Here is a 17,058-nt window from a genome sequence, read left to right on the forward strand (position 1 = left end):
ACCACACAATCAAGACGCCCGGTGTTGCCGGATCGTTCCCCATCGGGCGTGGGTCCATGCGTCCGCACCCCGTACCCTTGGGTTTTGTGTTCCGTAGCCGATCCAAGGACGAGAAGGCCCCGGCGAGCAAGGCCCCGGTGACCGACTCCCAGCAGCCCCGTGACCCCGAGGCCCCGAAGGGCCGCCCCACGCCCAAGCGCAGTGAGGCCCAGACCCAGCGCCGCAGCGTGGCCAACACGCCTGTGACGCGCAAGGAGGCGGCGAAGCGGCAGCGCAACGAACGCCGCGTCCAGATGGACAAGCAGCGCCAGGCGCTCGCCAGCGGTGACGAGCGCTATCTGCCCGCCCGCGACAAGGGGCCCGTGCGCAAGTTCGCGCGCGACTTCGTCGACTCGCGGTTCTGCATCGCCGAGTTCTTCCTGCCGCTCGCGGTGATCATCCTCGTACTGAGCATGGTCCGTATCCCGCAGCTGCAGAACATCGCACTGCTGCTCTGGCTCTTCGTGATCGTCCTGATCATCGTGGACTCGGTGACGACGGCGTTCCGCCTGAAGAAGCGTCTGGCCGAGCGTTTCCCGAGCGAGAGCAAGAAGGGCGCCGTTGCCTACGCCCTGATGCGTACGCTCCAGATGCGCCGGCTGCGGCTGCCGAAGCCGCAGGTCAAGCGCGGAGAACGGCCCTGAGCGGATTCGCCGGCGGGGCCGCCGCGTGGCTTCAGAAGCTGGGCGGCCTGCGCAATGCCGTACGACAGGAGCTGGTGACCCGGCAGCTCGACGAGCAGATAGCCGGGCGCTTCCCCGTGGGGCAGCGGCTGCGCGTGCTCGACGTGGGCATGGGCCAGGGCACGCAGGCGCTGCGCCTCGCCCGTGCCGGGCACAAGGTGACGGGCGTCGAGCAGGACCCGGCGATGGTGGCCGCGGCGCGTGCCGCGCTCGGCGCCGAGCCGGAGGGCATCCAGGGGCGGGTGCGCATCGTCGAGGGCGACGGGCGCGAGACCGGAGTGCATTTCCTGCCGGGCAGCTTCGACGTCGTGCTGTGCCACGGCGTCCTGATGTACGTCGAGGAGCCGGACGCGCTGCTTGCGGGCCTGGCCCGGATGCTGGCCCCCGGCGGGCTGCTCTCCCTTCTCGTACGGAACGCCGACGCGCTGGCCATGCGGCCGGGGCTCGCCGGGGACTGGGCGGGGGCGATGGCCGCCTTCGACTCCACCGTCTACCGCAATCGGCTCGGCCTTGAAGCGCGGGCCGATCGGCTCGATGCGGTTTCCTCTTCGCTCGCGGGGATCGCGGCGCCACTGCGTGCCTGGTACGGGGTGCGGGTCTTCACCGACGGGGCGTCGGACGAGGCTCGGCCGCCGGAGGAAGCGGAGTTGGCGGCGTTGCTCGCCGCCGAGGAGCGTGCCGGGCGGACCGACCCGTATCGCCGGGTCGCGGCTCTGCTGCACGTCTGCGGCGTGCGGGACTGACTGAACCGCCGCTTCGCGGCGGATCTTTCCCACCCACCCGATTGCCCCGCACCCAAGGCGGCATACTGGGGTGAACGCGACACTCGGGGCATGACTGTCTCGCGTACCCGTGCCGTCACCGTCGCCGCCTTCATCGCCGCCGGGCTTCTCGTGAGCGGCTGCTCGAGCTCCGGTTCCACAGACTCCGGTGAGTCCACCACGCAGGCCGCGCCCATGGCCGCGAGCGATCTGCAGGACGACTACCAGCAGGTGATCAAGGACGTCCTGCCGTCCGTCGTCCAGATCGACGCCTCCAACAGCCTCGGCTCCGGCGTCGTCTACGACAACAAGGGCCGCATCGTCACCAACGCCCATGTCGTGGGCAAGGAACGGACGTTCAAGGTCACGACGGCCACCGGGGAGACGGCGCTCACCGCGAAGCTCGTCGCCTCCTACCCCGAGCAGGATCTCGCCGTCATCAAGCTCGACAACCCACCGAACGGGCTCAAGGCCGCGAAGTTCGCGGACTCCACGAAGGCCGAGGTCGGGCAGATCGTGCTCGCCATGGGTTCGCCGCTCGGTCTGTCGTCCAGCGTCACGCAGGGCATCATCTCCGCCACCGGACGGACCGTCAGCGAGCCCCGCACGGAGGGGGCCGCCGGGGCCACGATCGCGAACATGGTGCAGACGTCCGCCGCGATCAACCCGGGCAACAGCGGCGGTGCCCTCGTCACCCTCGACAGCGAGGTCATCGGCATTCCGACCCTCGCCGCGAGCGATCCGCAGATGGGCGACAGCGCGGCGCCCGGCATCGGGTTCGCGATCCCGTCCTCGATGGTGAAGACCATCGCCGACCAGATCATCAAGGACGGCAAGGTCACCGACTCGGGCCGGGCCGCCCTCGGCATCACGGGACGCACGGTCCTCGGCGACGACTACAAGCCCGCGGGCGTCGCCGTCGTCGACGCGCAGAAGGACGGTGCCGCGGCCGAGGCGGGCATCGAGGCCGGCGACATCATCACCAGGATGGGCGGCGTCGACATCATCACGATCACCTCGCTCTCCGAGGCGCTCGCCGGGGAGAAGCCGGGCGACAAGGCGCAGGTGACGTACGTACGGGACGGCGCCGAGAAGACCGCCGACGTCACGCTGGGCGAGATGTAGGACACCGCTTTCAACCAGGACGACACGACGCCGAGGGGGTGGCCGCTGTCGCGGCCACCCCCTCGGCGTTCAGGCGTCACTCACTCCTGCGACGCGTCCTGCGCGTGCAGGCTCATCGGCCCATAGATCTTGTTCGCGTCCTCGAAGAGGGACACCTGGTCGGCGCCTCCTTCGACGAGCTCTTTCCAGTACTCGCCGATCCACGACTCCGCGTCCCCCTGAGTCGTGAACTCCTCGGGCGTCAGAGCGGGCTGGACCTCAGTCCCGTCCGCCTTCTCGAACCGCCACGTCCATGCCGTCATGCCAGCCTCCCGATGGTCCGACAGCTGTGTGAAGCCGCTAGAAGCCTAGCCGGGCGAGCGGCGCCAGCGGCGACGCGGGAGGATCTTCCTGTGGAACTGACTCTGCTCGGCACCGGCGCCCCCGAAGGCCTGCCCCGCCCCGGCTGCCCCTGCGCGGCCTGTGCGACCGCGCTCGGCGGCGCGGCGCGCGCCGCCACCGCGCTTCTGGTGGACGGCGTCCTGCTGCTCGACCTCACTCCTGGCGCCGCCTTCGCGGCCGCCCGCTCCGGGCACTCGCTCGGCGGTGTGCGCCAGGTTCTGCTCTCCCACCCGCACGACGGCCCCTCGGTGGAGGTACCGGCGGGACTGCCGCAGCCTGGCCGGGTGCCCGACGGGCGGGAGCTCGCGCTGCTCACCGGGCACCGGGTGCGCGCGGTGGCGATGGACCACCCGGGTACGGGGTACGAGGTCGCGGGCCCCGACGGGGAGCGGCTGCTGTATCTGCCGCCGGGGGGTGCGCCCGCCGGGCTTCCGGACGAGCAGGCTCCGTACGAGATGGTCGTCGCCGATGTCGTCGGGCGTCCGGACGGGCTCGCGCGGCTGCGGGCCACGGGGGCGATCGGGCCGACCACGGATGTCGTCGCCGTCCATCTGGGCCACGAGGTGCCGCCGGGCGCCGAGCTGACCCGCAGGCTGGCCGCCGCCGGTGCGCGGGCCGTGCCGGACGGGACGACGCTGGTGGTGGGCGCCTACGAGGAGGTACCGGACGTGCCGCGCCGCACCCTCGTACTCGGCGGCGCCCGGTCCGGGAAGTCGGTGGAGGCGGAGCGCCGCCTGGAGGCCTTCCCCGATGTGCTGTACGTGGCCACCGGCGGGACCAGGAACGGCGACTCGGAATGGGCGGACCGGGTGAGCGCCCACCGTGAACGGCGGCCCGGGTCGTGGAGCACCGCCGAGACCTGCGACCTCGTGCCGCTGCTCGCTCAGAACGGCCCTCCGCTGCTCATCGACTGCCTGTCGCTGTGGCTGACGTACGCCATGGACGAGGTGAACGCGTGGGACGACGACGAATGGGCGGGCGGTGGCGAGCGGGCGCTGCGCAAGCGGGTTTCGGAGCTCACGGACGCGGTGCGCTCGACCCGGCGCACACTCGTCGCCGTGTCGAACGAGGTCGGCTCCGGCATCGTCCCCGCGACCGCGTCTGGCCGCCGCTACCGCGATGAACTGGGCCGTCTGAACGCGGCGTTCGCGTCCGAGTGCGAGCACGTGCTGATGGTCGTGGCGGGCCAGGCGCTCACCCTGCGCGGCTGAAGGCGGCGCTCACGCCTAGGGGCTGCGTCGGGCGATGACCCGGTAGGCGTTGGAGAAGCCGGTGCGGCTGATCAAGGGGGCCAGGATCCGGTCGATCAGGGCCGCGGCGGCCAGGAGCGGGACCGCCAGGCGGGCCGCGGCGCGGATGCGGCCGAGGGTGATGGCGAGGTGCGCGGCCAGGTCGAAGGGGATGTGCGGCTCGCGCCGGTCGGTGGCCACGACGGTGTAGCCGAGGCTTTCGAGCTCACGGTGGAGGGTGGCGAGCGGGATGCGGTGATAGGGCTCGGGCCTGATCCACCCTTTGTCGAGGACCTTGGCGTACCGGCTGTGCGGCAGGGGGACCTCGATCATCAGATGGCCGCCGGGGCGCAACACCGTGCGGGCGGCGATGAGTTCGATGCGCGGGTCGGCGCTGCGCTCCAGGTAGTGGAACATGCTCAGGGCGTCGTAGCGTCCCGCGAGCTTCGGCGCCAGGTCGGCGAGCAGCCCGCGGTGGGCCTCCTCCACGCGGCCCGCCCTGCGGCCCTCCTCCACACGCCCCGTGAGGTCGAGACCGTCGAAGGCGGTGTACGGGTGCACCTCCTGAGCGGCGGCGGGGAAGTACCCGTGCCCGGTTTCGATGTCCAGCCAGCTCTCCGGCTCGGTGAACCGGCCCATCGCGCGGGCACGTGCCCGGTGGCGGCGGGTGGAGTACGGGACGGTGAGGATCTTCTCGGCCTGAGCGGCGGCGGCCTGGGCGGCGTCCATGGGCGTGGCAGGCTCCTTCGTCGGGCGATGCGGATGCGAGTGGCTCGACAATTTGCACTAAACGGTACGTAAGGGATCATTCATGCCGGCGCAACGACACCGGGGAGGGCCGGGCCGTCTGACTCGCCGCCAAACCCTGCCGGTACTGTTCGGCGAATGAGCTCGCTGAATCTCGACGACTTCACCGACCTGATCGAGCGGCCCGACGGCGGGGTGCGCCGCGACGCCGAGGAGCGCAGGGAGCGGCAGAGCGTGCCGCCCGGGGCGCTCGGCCGCCTGGACGATCTTGCCGAGTGGCTGTCCGCGGCCCAGTCATCGGTGCCGGTCAAGCCGATCGAGCGACCGCGCGTGATCCTCTTCGCCGGTGACCACGGCGTCGCGGGCCTCGATGTGTCCGCGAGGCCCGCGGGCAGTGCGGCCGACCTCGTCCGCGCCGTGCTCTCCGGCGCGAGCCCCGTGTCCATCCTCGCGCGCCGCCTCGACGTGCCCGTCCGGGTCGTCGACATGGCGCTGGACTGCGACCCGGCCGAGCTTCCCGCGCAGGTGGCGGGGCACCGGGTGCGGCGCGGCTCGGGGCGCGTCGACATCGAGGACGCGCTGACGTCGGAGGAGGCCGAGGCCGCGGTGCGGGCCGGGATGGCCGTCGCCGACGAGGAGGCGGACTCCGGGACCGATCTGGTCGTGCTCGGTGACGTGAGCGTCGGCGGTACGACGCCCGCGGCGACGCTGGTCGCCGCCCTGTGCGGGACCGACGCCTCCGTGGTGACCGGGCGGGGCGGGGCGCCGATCGACGACCTCGCGTGGATGCGCAAGTGCGCGGCGGTGCGGGATGCGCTGCGGCGGGCCCGGCCCGTACTCGGGGATCAGCTGGAGCTGCTCGCGACGGTGGGCGGTGCGGACATCGCCGCCATGACCGGGTTCCTGCTGCAGTGTGCGGTGCGCCGCACGCCGGTCGTCCTGGACGGCGTGGTGGCATCGGCCGCGGCCCTCGTGGCCCAGCGGGTCGCGTTCCGGGCGCCGGACTGGTGGCTGGCGGGGCACGACAGCGGGGAGCCCGCGCAGGCCAAGGCCCTGGACCGGATGGCGCTCGACCCCGTGCTCGAACAGGGCGTGCAGCTCGGCGAGGGCGTGGGGGCGCTGCTCGCCCTGCCGCTGGTGCGCGCCGCGGCGGCGCTCTCCGCGGAGCTGCCCGAGCGGAAGCCCGAGCCGGAGGCCGAGCCGGAGCCCGAGGCCGACCCCGAGGGCGACCCCGAGGCCGAGAACAAGCTCGGGGCCGCGGCGCCCGAAGCGGAGTAGGCGGCGCGGCTGGTCACAGCGGAAGGCGGCCCGGCATGCCCCATATGATCCCTTTTCATGGGAGATGAGCAATCTGCTGCCGGGCGCCGTCAGCGTCTCGCCGCGGCCTTCAGCGTCTGGTACCTCCGCGCCGTCACCTTCATCAACTTCCTGAGCGCGGTCTGGGTCTCCCTCGGGCAGGATCTGCGGCGGCACAACACCGAGAACTACTTCACGCCGTATCTGCTCACCGCGGGCTTCGCCTCTGGCGCCTTCACGATGTTCCTGGCCATCACGATGCGCCGCCGCAAACGCGCCGCATGGATTCTCAACCTCGTACTCAGCGGGCTCTTTCTGCTGCTCTTCGCGTTCGCGATGGTCTTCCCGGAGATCCGCCGGCACGCGCAGAACTGGATCTCCCTCGTCCTGACCGCCGCCTTCGTCGCCTCGCTGGTCGTCGGGCGCCGGGAGTTCTACGCCAAGGGCGACCGCTCCAATCCGAAGCTCGCCGCGGCCGTCGCCGTCGGCGGGCTGCTCGTGACCTCGCTGATCGCCGCGCTCCTGGTCACGGTCACCAACCACGCGCACGACGAGAGCCGTTCGACGTTCCTCGACCGCTGGCGCTACGGCACGATGCGCCTGGTCTCGCTGGCCGCCGACGACCGGCGGTTCGATGGCATCGCCACGCCCGGCTGGGTCAACGTCTCCATCAACGTGCTCAGCACGCTGCTCCTCCTGGCCGTCCTGTACGCCGCGTTCCGCTCGCGCAAGGCGGTCGACCCGCTCACCGAGGACGACGAGCGTGGGCTGCACGACCTGCTCGACAAGTACGGCGAGCGCGACTCGCTCGGTTACTTCGCGCTGCGCCGCGAGAAGAGCGTCGTGTGGTCGCCGAGCGCCAAGGCGGCGGTCGCCTACCGGGTCATCGGGGGCGTGTCGCTGGCCTCCGGTGATCCGATCGGCGACCCGGAGGCCTGGCCGGGCGCGATCGAGCCGTGGCTCGCCGACGCCCGCGAGCACGGCTGGATCCCCGCCGTGATGGGCGCGAGCGAGGAGGCGGGCACGATCTACGCCCGGCACGGCCTTGACGCGCTCGAACTGGGCGACGAAGCCATCGTCGAGACCCAGGAGTTCACGCTGGAGGGGCGGGCCATGCGCACCGTCCGGCAGGCGTACAACCGGGTCAGGCGGGCCGGTTACGAGGTGCGGATCCGCCGTCACGAGGACATTCCGGCCGGCGAGATGGCGTACCTCCTCAAGCGGGCCGACGACTGGCGGGACGGGGCCACCGAGCGCGGCTTCTCGATGGCGCTCGGCAGACTCGGCGACCCGGCCGACGGGCGGTGCGTGATGCTCGAGTGCACGGATGGCGATGGCGAGTTGAGGGCGATGCTCTCCTTCGTGCCGTGGGGGCCGCGCGGGCTCTCCCTCGACCTGATGCGGCGCGACCGCGACGCCGAGAACGGCCTGATGGAGTTCATGGTCATCGAGCTGCTCCAGCGCGCCGCCGAGATCAAGATCACTCAGGTCTCGCTGAACTTCGCGATGTTCAGGTCGGTCTTCGAACGTGGCTCGCGGCTCGGCGCGGGCCCGGTCCTGCGGCTGTGGCGCTCGCTGCTCACCTTCTTCTCACGGTGGTGGCAGATCGAGTCGCTGTACCGCGCCAACGCGAAGTACCGCCCGATCTGGGAGCCCCGCTTCCTTCTCTTCGAGAAGAGCGCGGACCTGCCGCGCATCGGCATCGCGTCGGCCCGCGCGGAGGGCTTCCTGGAAGCGCCGGGCCTGCCGAAGTGGCTGCACCGCAAGCACTTGGAGTCCCGACGATGAGTTCCCCGGCGGCGGCCACGGGCCGTCTGACCCGTCTCGCGCGCACCGAGTGGGGGCCGCTGTACGCGGCGGTACGCGACGGACTCACCGAGCGGCGGTGGCGGGCGGCGCCCATGACCCTGGCCGCCGTCTGCCTCACCGCCCTGTTCCAGTACGCGCAGAACCAGCCCTGGGGCTATCAGTTCGTGCAGAACATCGGCTCCGTGCGGGCCGATGACCCGCTCTGGCTCGCCCTTCTGCGCACCCCGCTCTCGCTCTTCGTACCCGCGCTCGACCTGCCTGTCTGGGGTGCGCTCGCGCAGATCCTGCTGGTGTTCGGCATCGCGGAGATCTGCGTCGGCTGGTGGCGCACGCTCCTCATCGGCTACGTGGCCACCCTCGCCGGCACGCTCTACGCGCGCGTGGGCATCGCGTGGGGTCCCGGCAGCCCGCTGGGGCTCCCCGCGTCCGACGCCCGGGTCATCGACACCGGCCCTTCCGCCGCCGTGGTGGGGCTCGCGGTCTACGTGTGCTGGCGTTACCGCGCCTGGTTCACTGCGGGGCTCGTGACCGCCGTGATGATCGCCGAGGTGTGCGTCAAGAACAACCTCGCGGGCAGGGAGCATCTGGCGGCGATCGCGGCGGTGTTGGTGCTGTGCGCCTGCTCGGAGGTGCTTCAGCGGCGTGGCGGGCGGGGCAGTTCCGGGTCTGGCCTGCCGCCGATCCAGTCCTGAACCTTGCGGCGCGGGCCCGCCCAGCGGCGGTCGTGGTGGTAGGCACGCAGGCCCGCTCGGGCGCGGGCGCGGTGCCGCTTGCGGTAGAAGCGCCTGGCCCATGCCGACCCCGGGCGGGCGAGGCGGATCGCGCCGACCATCGCGACCAGCGGGATCACCATGCCGATCACGGCCGTCCGCAGCTTTCCCTTGGCCAGGGCGACCAGGGCGAAGCAGCAGTTGACGGCGATGTTCAGGGCGAAGCCCGCGCGGTTGCCGCGTTCCTCGGGTGTCAGGTCGTCCACGCCGAACGGGGTGAACCCGGTGAGGATGAGCACCACCAGGGCCGCGGTCAGCATCACCACTTCGAGGCTCTTGCGGCCCTGCTCGCTCCAGTAGACGTCGTCGAGGTAGAGGATCAGCGCGAACTCGTCCAGTACGAGACCTGCGCCGATGCCGAAGGTGACGGCCGCGAACATCGAGGCGAGGCTGTGCCTGCCGGCCGCCACGGCCCAGAATCCCCCCACGAGCAGGAGGAAGATGCCGGGCACGACGTGGTGGATGTGGACGTCTCCCGAGCTGATGTTCCGGAAGGGGCCTTTGCCGGCGCGGATGAGGCGGGTGATGGTTCTCGTGACGAGGAAGCAGCCGACGAAGGCGAGCAGCGCCAAGAGGAGCGGGAGCTTCCCCGGCTCCGTGATATTCCGGTACCACCAGTCGGCCATGGGGCCATCCTCGGCCGGGGGGCTGCTTGCCGCATTTCGCTGCGGGCGCGTGAGTGCTTCCCCGGCCGCCGCTTCGCGTCGATTCTTTCCCACCCACCGACCCGATTGCCCCGCAGCTGCTCCGGCCCCAACTGCCGCAAAGTGCGGGTGACGGGCGGGGGGGGCGGGAGAGCCCGTGCGGCCAGAGACGGACGCGAGGTGACGGGCGGGCGGGAGGGAAAGCCCATTCGGCCAGGAACGAACCCGGGGTGACCGGCGGGCGGGAGGGAAAGCCCATTCGGCCAGGGGCGGACGCAGGGCGACCGGCGGGACAGCCGGCCAGGAGCGGACGCAGGGTGACTGGCGGGAGAGCCCGTGCGGCCAGGGGCGGATGCGGGAGAAGCCCGGCCCGGGCCCCGCCCCCGGTACGCTTCCGCGGTGTCCCGAACCTCCCCCGCCGACGGCCTCCGCTTCGCCTTCGGCACCCTCACCGCGCTCCCGGTCACAGTCACCCGGTGGGACCGTGAAGCCGCCCGCGCCGGGATGCTCTGCGCCCCGCTCGCCGGGCTCGTGGTCGGGCTCTGCGCCGCCGCGCTCGGCGCCACGCTCATGGCCCTCGGGGCGGGCCCGCTGCTCACCGCCACGGCGACCGTCGCAACCCCCGCCGTCCTCACCCGCGGACTCCACCTCGACGGCCTCGCCGACACCGCCGACGGGCTCGGCAGCGCCAAACCCGCGGACCAGGCGCTCCGCATCATGAAGCAGTCCGACGTCGGGCCCTTCGGCGTCATCACTCTGCTCTTCACCCTGCTCGCCCAAGTGGCCGTACTCGCCCAGTTGTACGAGGTCTCCTGGACCCGGGGCGCACTCGCCGCGGTCGTCTCGGCGGCCGCCGCCCGCCTCGCCCTCACCCTGGCCGCCCGCCAAGGCATCCCGCCGGCCCGCCCGGAAGGGCTCGGGGCAGCGGTGGCAGGAACGGTTCCCGGGGGTGCGGCCCTGCTCGCGGCGGCACTCGTCACCGCCCTGGCCGCGATCGCCGCCCTGCCCTTCGGGACATACGAGACCGTGCAGTACGCGGTCGCCGTTGTGCTCGCGGTGGGCGCCGCCGAGCTCCTGCTGAGGCACTGCGTCCGCCGCTTCGGGGGCATCACCGGCGACGTCTTCGGCGCGCTCGCCGAGACCGCGGCCACGGCGGCCCTGGTCGTCCTGGCTCTCGGCTGAACCACACCCCCGTACGCGTCCTGGTACGCGTCCTTGAAACATAAAGGCGACGCCACGTACGGATGAATCTGCGCCGACACGATCGAATGGGCGCGACGCGCGTAGGCTCATGTTCGGTGCCTTTCCGGCCCGTTCTAGGCTGGCGCCGGGCGGGTCGACCCACCCCATCGGCCAAGGAACTCAACGGAAGCGAGAATTCACCACCGTGACTGCTCTGACTCTCAGCACTGCCGCCGCATCCGGCCTCCGCGCCGACGCGATCGTCGTCGGCGTCGCGAAGGGCGCCAAGGGTCCGGTCGTCGCGCCGGGCGCCGAGGCCGTGGACAAGGCGTACGAAGGCAAGCTCGCCTCCGTCCTGGAGACCCTCGGCGCCTCGGGCGCCGAGGGCGAGGTGACCAAGCTGCCCGCGCCCTCCGGCTTCAAGGCGCCGGTCGTTCTCGCGGTCGGCCTCGGCACGGTGCCGGAGAAGGACGAGACGTACGGCACCGACGCCCTGCGCCGCGCCGCCGGTACCGCCGCGCGCGCCCTGTCCGGCTCGAAGAAGGCCGCGTTCGCGCTGCCCGCCGAGGACGCCGAGGACACCGGCGCGATCGCCGAGGGCGCACTGCTCGGGGCGTACTCCTTCGACGCGTACAAGGAAAATGGTTCCGCCAAGGGCAAGAACAGCAAGGACGCCCAGGGTCCGCTCGCCGAGGTCGCCCTGCTCGGCGCCAAGCCCCGCGACAAGGCGTACAAGGCCGCCGTCGAGCGCGCCATCGCCCTGTCCGAGGAGCTCAACCGCGCCCGCGACCTCATCAACACCCCGCCGAACGACCTGAACCCCGAGGCGTTCGCCGCGGTCGCCACCGCGGCCGCCAAGGAGCACGGCATCAAGGTCCAGGTCCTGGACGAGAAGGCGCTCACCAAGGGCGGCTTCGGCGGCATCCTCGGCGTCGGCGTCGGCTCGGACGCCCCGCCGCGCCTGGTCAAGCTCTCGTACACGTCGTCCAAGGCGAAGAAGCACCTCGCCTTCGTCGGCAAGGGCATCACGTACGACTCGGGCGGCATCTCGCTGAAGCCCGCCGGTCACAACGAGACCATGAAGTGCGACATGGCCGGTGCCGCCGCCGTCTTCGCCGCCGTCGTCACGGCCGCGCGTCTGGGCCTCGAGGTGAACGTCACCGGCTGGCTGGCGCTCGCCGAGAACATGCCGTCCGGCTCCGCGACCCGCCCCGGCGACGTCCTGCGGATGTACAGCGGCAAGACCGTCGAGGTGCTCAACACCGACGCCGAGGGCCGCCTCGTCCTGGCCGACGCGCTCGCCAAGGCTTCCGAGGACAACCCCGACGCCATCGTCGACGTGGCGACGCTGACCGGCGCGATGATGATGGCGCTCGGCAGCCGCACCTTCGGCATCATGGCCAACGACGACGCGTTCCGCGCCGCGATCCACGACGCCTCCGAGGAGGCGGGCGAGCCCTCCTGGCCGATGCCGCTGCCCGAGCACCTGAAGAAGGGCATGGACTCCCCCACCGCCGACATCGCCAACATGGGCGAGCGCATGGGCGGCGGTCTGGTGGCCGGTCTCTTCCTCCAGGAGTTCATCGGCGAGGGCATCACCTGGGCGCACCTGGACATCGCGGGCCCGGCCTTCAACGAGGGCGGACCGTTCGGCTACACGCCCAAGGGCGGCACCGGCACCGCGGTCCGCACCCTGGTCCGCCTCGCCGAGCGCACGGCCGCGGGCGACCTCGGCTGACCGGCTGATCTGTCGTACGCAGGCAGGGCCCGGACGTCCAGATGTCCGGGCCCTGCCTGATTTCGCCCTCAACGAAATCCGTACGTTCATACGCCTGGGTAACGCCCCCACGTGGCGAATCAGACATCTCACAGCCCGGCCCGCCGTCCCACCTCCCGCCGACAAGTGCGAAGATGGGTTCTCGGCAGGACAGGGCCCCCACCACAGGGCCGAAACAAGAGCGGCCGATACCAGCCGACAGACCGGTCGTCCCCCGAGAACAAGGGGTCCGGCGTACGGCGCACATGCATGGAGGACGTGACGTGGCGAACGACGCCAGCACCGTTTTCGACCTAGTGATCCTCGGCGGCGGTAGCGGCGGTTACGCCGCGGCACTGCGCGCGTCGCAGCTGGGCCTGGACGTCGCCCTGATCGAGAAGGGCAAGGTCGGCGGCACCTGCCTGCACAACGGCTGCATCCCGACGAAGGCGCTGCTGCACGCCGGCGAGATCGCCGACCAGGCACGCGAAGCCGACCAGTTCGGCGTGAAGGCCACCTTCGAGGGCATCGACATGGCGGCCGTCCACAAGTACAAGGACGACGTGATCTCCGGCCTCTACAAGGGGCTGCAGGGACTCATCGCCTCGCGCAAGGTGACGTACATCGAGGGCGAGGGCAAGCTTTCGTCGCCCACCTCCGTGGACGTCAACGGCCAGCGGGTCCAGGGCCGCCACGTGCTGCTCGCGACCGGCTCCGTGCCGAAGTCGCTGCCGGGCCTGGAGATCGACGGCAACCGCGTCATCTCCTCGGACCACGCGCTGGTCATGGACCGCGTGCCGAAGTCCGCGATCATCCTGGGCGGCGGCGTCATCGGCGTCGAGTTCGCCTCGGCGTGGAAGTCCTTCGGGGCCGAGGTCACCGTGGTCGAGGGCCTCAAGCACCTCGTGCCCGTCGAGGACGAGAACTCCTCGAAGCTTCTTGAGCGCGCGTTCCGCAAGCGCGGCATCAAGTTCAACCTCGGCACCTTCTTCGAGAAGGCCGAGTACACGCAGGACGGCGTCCGCGTGACCCTCGCCGACGGCAAGACCTTCGAGGCCGAGGTGCTTCTGGTCGCCATCGGCCGCGGCCCGGTCTCCCAGGGCCTCGGCTACGAGGAGCAGGGCGTCGCGATGGACCGCGGCTTCGTCCTCGTCGACGAGTACATGCAGACCAACGTCCCGACGGTCTCGGCCGTCGGCGACCTCGTTCCGACCCTCCAGCTCGCGCACGTCGGCTTCGCCGAGGGCATCCTGGTGGCGGAGCGCCTGGCCGGCCTCAAGACCGTCCCGATCGACTACGACGGCGTGCCGAAGGTGACGTACTGCCACCCCGAGGTCGCCTCCGTGGGCATCACCGAGGCCAAGGCCAAGGAGATCTACGGCGCGGACAAGGTCGTCGCCCTCAAGTACAGCCTGGCGGGCAACGGCAAGAGCAAGATCCTCAAGACCGCGGGCGAGATCAAGCTCGTCCAGGTCAAGGACGGTGCCGTGGTCGGCGTCCACATGGTCGGCGACCGCATGGGCGAGCAGGTCGGCGAGGCCCAGCTGATCTACAACTGGGAAGCGCTGCCGGCCGAGGTCGCACAGCTCATCCACGCCCACCCGACTCAGAACGAGGCGATGGGCGAGGCTCACCTGGCCCTCGCAGGCAAGCCTCTCCACTCCCACGACTGATCTTCAGTCACTCGGGCGCGACGACCAGACTTCCGCAATTTTCGTAAGGAGCAACTGAAACCATGGCGGTTTCCGTATCCCTTCCGGCGCTCGGCGAGAGCGTCACCGAGGGCACTGTCACCCGTTGGCTGAAGGCCGAGGGCGAGCGCGTCGAGGCCGACGAGCCGTTGCTCGAGGTCTCGACCGACAAGGTCGACACCGAGATCCCCTCCCCGGCCGCCGGCATCCTGGCGTCCATCAAGGTCGCCGAGGACGAGACCGTCGAGGTCGGCGCCGAGCTTGCCGTCATCGACGACGGCTCGGGCGACGCGGGCGGCTCTGCCGCCCCGGCGCAGGCCGAGGCCCCGGCCGCCCCCGCCCAGGAGGAGGCCCCGGCTCAGGAGGCCCCCCAGCAGGAGGCCCCGCAGGCCGAGGCGCCCGCCGCCCCGGCCCCGTCCGGCGGCTCCGCCGAGGGCACCGACGTCACGCTGCCCGCACTGGGCGAGTCGGTCACCGAGGGCACCGTCACCCGTTGGCTGAAGGAGGTCGGCGAGGAGGTCGCGGAGGACGAGCCCCTGCTCGAGGTCTCCACGGACAAGGTCGACACCGAGATCCCCTCCCCGGCCGCGGGCGTGCTGCTCGAGATCGTCGTGGGCGAGGACGAGACCGCTGAGGTCGGCGCCAAGCTCGCCGTCATCGGCGCTCCCGGTGCCGCTCCGGCCCCGGCCAAGGAGGAGGCCCCGGCCGCCCCCGCGAAGGAGGAGGCCCCGGCCGCCCCCGCGAAGGAGGAGGCCCCGAAGCAGGAGGCTCCCAAGCAGGAGGCCGCCCCGGCTCCCGCTCAGCCTGCCGCCCCCGCGCAGCCCGCCGCCCCGGCGCAGCCCGCGGCTCAGCCCGCGGCTCAGCCCGCGGCTCCGGCCCAGCCCGCCGCGGCTGCTCCGGCCGCGCCCGCCGCTCCGGCCGCCCCGGCTTCCCCGTCGGACGACGGCGCATACGTCACGCCGCTGGTCCGCAAGCTCGCGAACGAGCACGGAGTGAGCCTCGGGGACGTCAAGGGCACCGGCGTCGGTGGCCGCATCCGCAAGCAGGACGTCATCGCGGCCGCCGAGGCCAAGAAGTCGGCCCCTGCTCCGGCCGCCGCCGCCCCGGCCGCTTCGAAGGCCCCGGCCCTCGAGGCGTCCCCGCTGCGCGGTCAGACGGTCAAGATGACCCGCATGCGCAAGGTCATCGGCGACAACATGATGAAGGCGCTGCACTCGCAGGCCCAGCTGACCTCGGTCGTCGAGGTCGACATCACCAAGCTGATGAAGCTGCGTGCCAAGGCGAAGGACTCGTTCGCGGCTCGTGAGGGCGTCAAGCTCTCCCCGATGCCGTTCTTCGTCAAGGCCGCCGCCCAGGCGCTGAAGGCCCACCCGGTCGTCAACGCCCGGATCAACGACGACGAAGGCACCATCACGTACTTCGACTCGGAGAACATCGGCATCGCCGTGGACGCCGAGAAGGGTCTGATGACGCCGGTCATCAAGGGTGCGGGCGACCTGAACATCGCCGGTATCTCCAAGAAGACCGCCGAGCTGGCCGGCAAGGCCCGTGGCGGTGGCCTCACCCCGGACGACATGTCCGGCGCCACCTTCACGGTCTCCAACACCGGTTCGCGCGGTGCCCTGTTCGACACGGTCATCGTGCCGCCGAACCAGGCCGCCATCCTCGGCATCGGTGCCACGGTGAAGCGTCCGGTCGTCATCAACCACCCGGACCTCGGCGAGACCATCGCCGTCCGTGACATGACGTACCTCTCGCTCTCCTACGACCACCGTCTGGTGGACGGCGCGGACGCCGCCCGTTACCTGACCACGGTCAAGGCGATCCTGGAGGCCGGCGAGTTCGAGGTCGAGCTCGGCCTGTAGTCCTGCCGCTGGTGCTGCGGCCCCCAGGGCTGTAAGACTCGTCTCATCAGCACGTACGCCCCCGTTCGGAGGTTTCCGAGCGGGGGCGTCGCCGTATTGTCTAGGGGTCACCACGCCCTGGGGCGCTGCCCCCGCCGGAGGAGCCCACATGACCGCGCCCGTTGTTCACTCGCTGCGCGAACAGATCCGCGAGCACATCGTGGAGGGGATCGTCAGCGGGCGCTGGCAGCCGGGCGAGCGGATCGTGGAGCGGCGCATCGCCGTGGAGCTCGAGGTCTCGCAGACCCCCGTACGGGAGGCGCTGCGGGAGCTGGAGACGCTGCGGCTCATCGAGTCGGCGCCCAACAAGGGTGTTCGCGTACGGAACTTGACCGCGGCGGACCTGGAGGAGAGCTACCCCGTCCGCGCGGGCCTCGAGGCCATCGCCGCCGAGTTGGCGGCTCAGAGTCTGGCCGAGGACTGCTCGGCTCTCGAACCCCATGTCGCCGCCCTGTACGAGGCGGACCGGGCATCGGACGGCACCGCCCAGGTGCGGCACACGGTCGGTTTCCACCGGGAGTTGGTGCGGGCCGCGGACAACTCCGTGCTGCTGCACACCTGGGAGGGACTCGGTATCGAGGTCTTCACGGCACTTTCGATCCGGTGGCTCGGGACGGTGCAGCAGTCGTACGCGGAGGAGCACGAGGCTCTCGTCTCGGCCTTCCAGCGGCGGGATCCCGCGATCGCGGAGCTGGTGAAGGCCCACGTACTGGGCTGCGCGCCGCGCGCCTGACGCTCTCCGAGCGCCGGGCACCGTAGGAGCATGAGGGCGCTCATACGTGCTCCCACCTGCGCCGATCCTTCAAATCGAAGGCACCGCGTGCCCGATTTATTGGCACCGGATGCCTACTTTCTGAATATGAAGGAGTTTTCGCCTTCAACCCTTTGATCGATCATCGATCACGGAGTTAGAGTCTCCGACGGGGTTCTGGCGGAGACGCACAAACGAATCCGTACCAGAGCCTCACGCCCTGTCCTGCCAAAGACCTAGGGCACCCCCACCCCTTACCGAACAGGGGACCCCCTCCGACTCAGGAAGGC

Annotated in this window: 15 protein-coding genes; 12 read left to right on the forward strand and 3 right to left on the reverse strand. The window is 71.3% G+C overall.

Annotation, left to right across the window (positions count from 1 at the left end; all coding sequences use genetic code 11):
• The first annotated feature begins 56 nt into the window (after positions 1-56).
• The 3 genes from ACZ5WE_RS02225 (at position 57) to ACZ5WE_RS02235 (ending at position 2,608) form a co-directional block, all read left to right on the forward strand.
• Positions 57-683 (forward strand): DUF3043 domain-containing protein, encoded by a 627-nt coding sequence (locus ACZ5WE_RS02225; RefSeq protein ID WP_467690484.1) that lies wholly within the window; start codon positions 57-59, stop codon positions 681-683.
• Between the two features lie 74 nt (positions 684-757).
• On the forward strand, positions 758-1,465 hold the full coding sequence (locus ACZ5WE_RS02230; protein ID WP_467690486.1) for a class I SAM-dependent methyltransferase: 708 nt from the start codon (positions 758-760) through the stop codon (positions 1,463-1,465).
• A gap of 90 nt (positions 1,466-1,555) precedes the next feature.
• Positions 1,556-2,608 (forward strand): S1C family serine protease, encoded by a 1,053-nt coding sequence (locus ACZ5WE_RS02235; RefSeq protein WP_467690487.1) that lies wholly within the window; start codon positions 1,556-1,558, stop codon positions 2,606-2,608.
• 80 nt (positions 2,609-2,688) lie between these two features.
• Here ACZ5WE_RS02235 and ACZ5WE_RS02240 read toward each other — a convergent pair whose 3' ends face one another.
• Positions 2,689-2,910, reverse strand: coding sequence for a hypothetical protein (locus ACZ5WE_RS02240; protein WP_467690488.1), 222 nt, complete (start codon positions 2,908-2,910; stop codon positions 2,689-2,691).
• 90 nt (positions 2,911-3,000) lie between these two features.
• Between ACZ5WE_RS02240 and ACZ5WE_RS02245 the strand changes: the two genes are divergently transcribed.
• The gene (locus tag ACZ5WE_RS02245; RefSeq protein WP_467690490.1) at positions 3,001-4,200 is read left to right on the forward strand and encodes a bifunctional adenosylcobinamide kinase/adenosylcobinamide-phosphate guanylyltransferase; all 1,200 of its coding nucleotides are present in this window, start codon (positions 3,001-3,003) and stop codon (positions 4,198-4,200) included.
• A 15-nt stretch (positions 4,201-4,215) separates the two neighbouring features.
• Here the strand turns inward: ACZ5WE_RS02245 and ACZ5WE_RS02250 are convergent, their stop codons facing one another.
• Positions 4,216-4,947 (reverse strand): class I SAM-dependent methyltransferase, encoded by a 732-nt coding sequence (locus tag ACZ5WE_RS02250; protein ID WP_467690492.1) that lies wholly within the window; start codon positions 4,945-4,947, stop codon positions 4,216-4,218.
• A gap of 156 nt (positions 4,948-5,103) precedes the next feature.
• Between ACZ5WE_RS02250 and cobT the strand changes: the two genes are divergently transcribed.
• From cobT to ACZ5WE_RS02265, 3 genes are read left to right on the forward strand one after another with little or no spacing between them, the layout of a single operon-like run.
• Complete coding sequence (gene cobT / locus ACZ5WE_RS02255) at positions 5,104-6,243, forward strand: nicotinate-nucleotide--dimethylbenzimidazole phosphoribosyltransferase (protein ID WP_467690494.1); 1,140 nt, start codon at positions 5,104-5,106, stop codon at positions 6,241-6,243.
• A 57-nt stretch (positions 6,244-6,300) separates the two neighbouring features.
• Entirely contained in the window at positions 6,301-8,049 is a 1,749-nt protein-coding gene (locus ACZ5WE_RS02260) for a phosphatidylglycerol lysyltransferase domain-containing protein (protein ID WP_467690496.1), read from the forward strand.
• Positions 8,046-8,762, forward strand: coding sequence for a hypothetical protein (locus ACZ5WE_RS02265; protein WP_467690498.1), 717 nt, complete (start codon positions 8,046-8,048; stop codon positions 8,760-8,762). Before ACZ5WE_RS02260 ends, ACZ5WE_RS02265 begins: the two co-directional genes overlap by 4 nt.
• Here the strand turns inward: ACZ5WE_RS02265 and ACZ5WE_RS02270 are convergent.
• The gene (locus ACZ5WE_RS02270) at positions 8,705-9,466 is read right to left on the reverse strand and encodes a hypothetical protein (protein WP_467690499.1); all 762 of its coding nucleotides are present in this window, start codon (positions 9,464-9,466) and stop codon (positions 8,705-8,707) included. The two genes, ACZ5WE_RS02265 and ACZ5WE_RS02270, sit on opposite strands and share 58 nt — an antisense overlap.
• A 417-nt stretch (positions 9,467-9,883) precedes the next feature.
• Between ACZ5WE_RS02270 and ACZ5WE_RS02275 the strand changes: the two genes are divergently transcribed.
• The 5 genes from ACZ5WE_RS02275 (at position 9,884) to ACZ5WE_RS02295 (ending at position 16,750) form a co-directional block, all read left to right on the forward strand.
• Positions 9,884-10,666: an adenosylcobinamide-GDP ribazoletransferase gene (locus ACZ5WE_RS02275; protein WP_467690501.1), complete on the forward strand. Its 783-nt coding sequence runs from the start codon at positions 9,884-9,886 to the stop codon at positions 10,664-10,666.
• 205 nt (positions 10,667-10,871) lie between these two features.
• Positions 10,872-12,404, forward strand: coding sequence for a leucyl aminopeptidase (locus ACZ5WE_RS02280; protein ID WP_467690503.1), 1,533 nt, complete (start codon positions 10,872-10,874; stop codon positions 12,402-12,404).
• A 302-nt stretch (positions 12,405-12,706) separates the two neighbouring features.
• Positions 12,707-14,095 (forward strand): dihydrolipoyl dehydrogenase, encoded by a 1,389-nt coding sequence (gene lpdA / locus ACZ5WE_RS02285; RefSeq protein ID WP_467690505.1) that lies wholly within the window; start codon positions 12,707-12,709, stop codon positions 14,093-14,095.
• A 62-nt stretch (positions 14,096-14,157) separates the two neighbouring features.
• Complete coding sequence (sucB, locus tag ACZ5WE_RS02290) at positions 14,158-15,978, forward strand: 2-oxoglutarate dehydrogenase, E2 component, dihydrolipoamide succinyltransferase (protein ID WP_467690507.1); 1,821 nt, start codon at positions 14,158-14,160, stop codon at positions 15,976-15,978.
• Between the two features lie 148 nt (positions 15,979-16,126).
• Positions 16,127-16,750 carry a GntR family transcriptional regulator gene (locus ACZ5WE_RS02295; protein WP_467690509.1) on the forward strand — a complete coding sequence of 208 codons (624 nt, stop codon included), beginning with the start codon at positions 16,127-16,129 and terminating at the stop codon, positions 16,748-16,750.
• Positions 16,751-17,058 lie beyond the last annotated feature (308 nt).

The sequence above is a fragment of the Streptomyces sp. NPDC033180 genome (assembly GCF_055577645.1).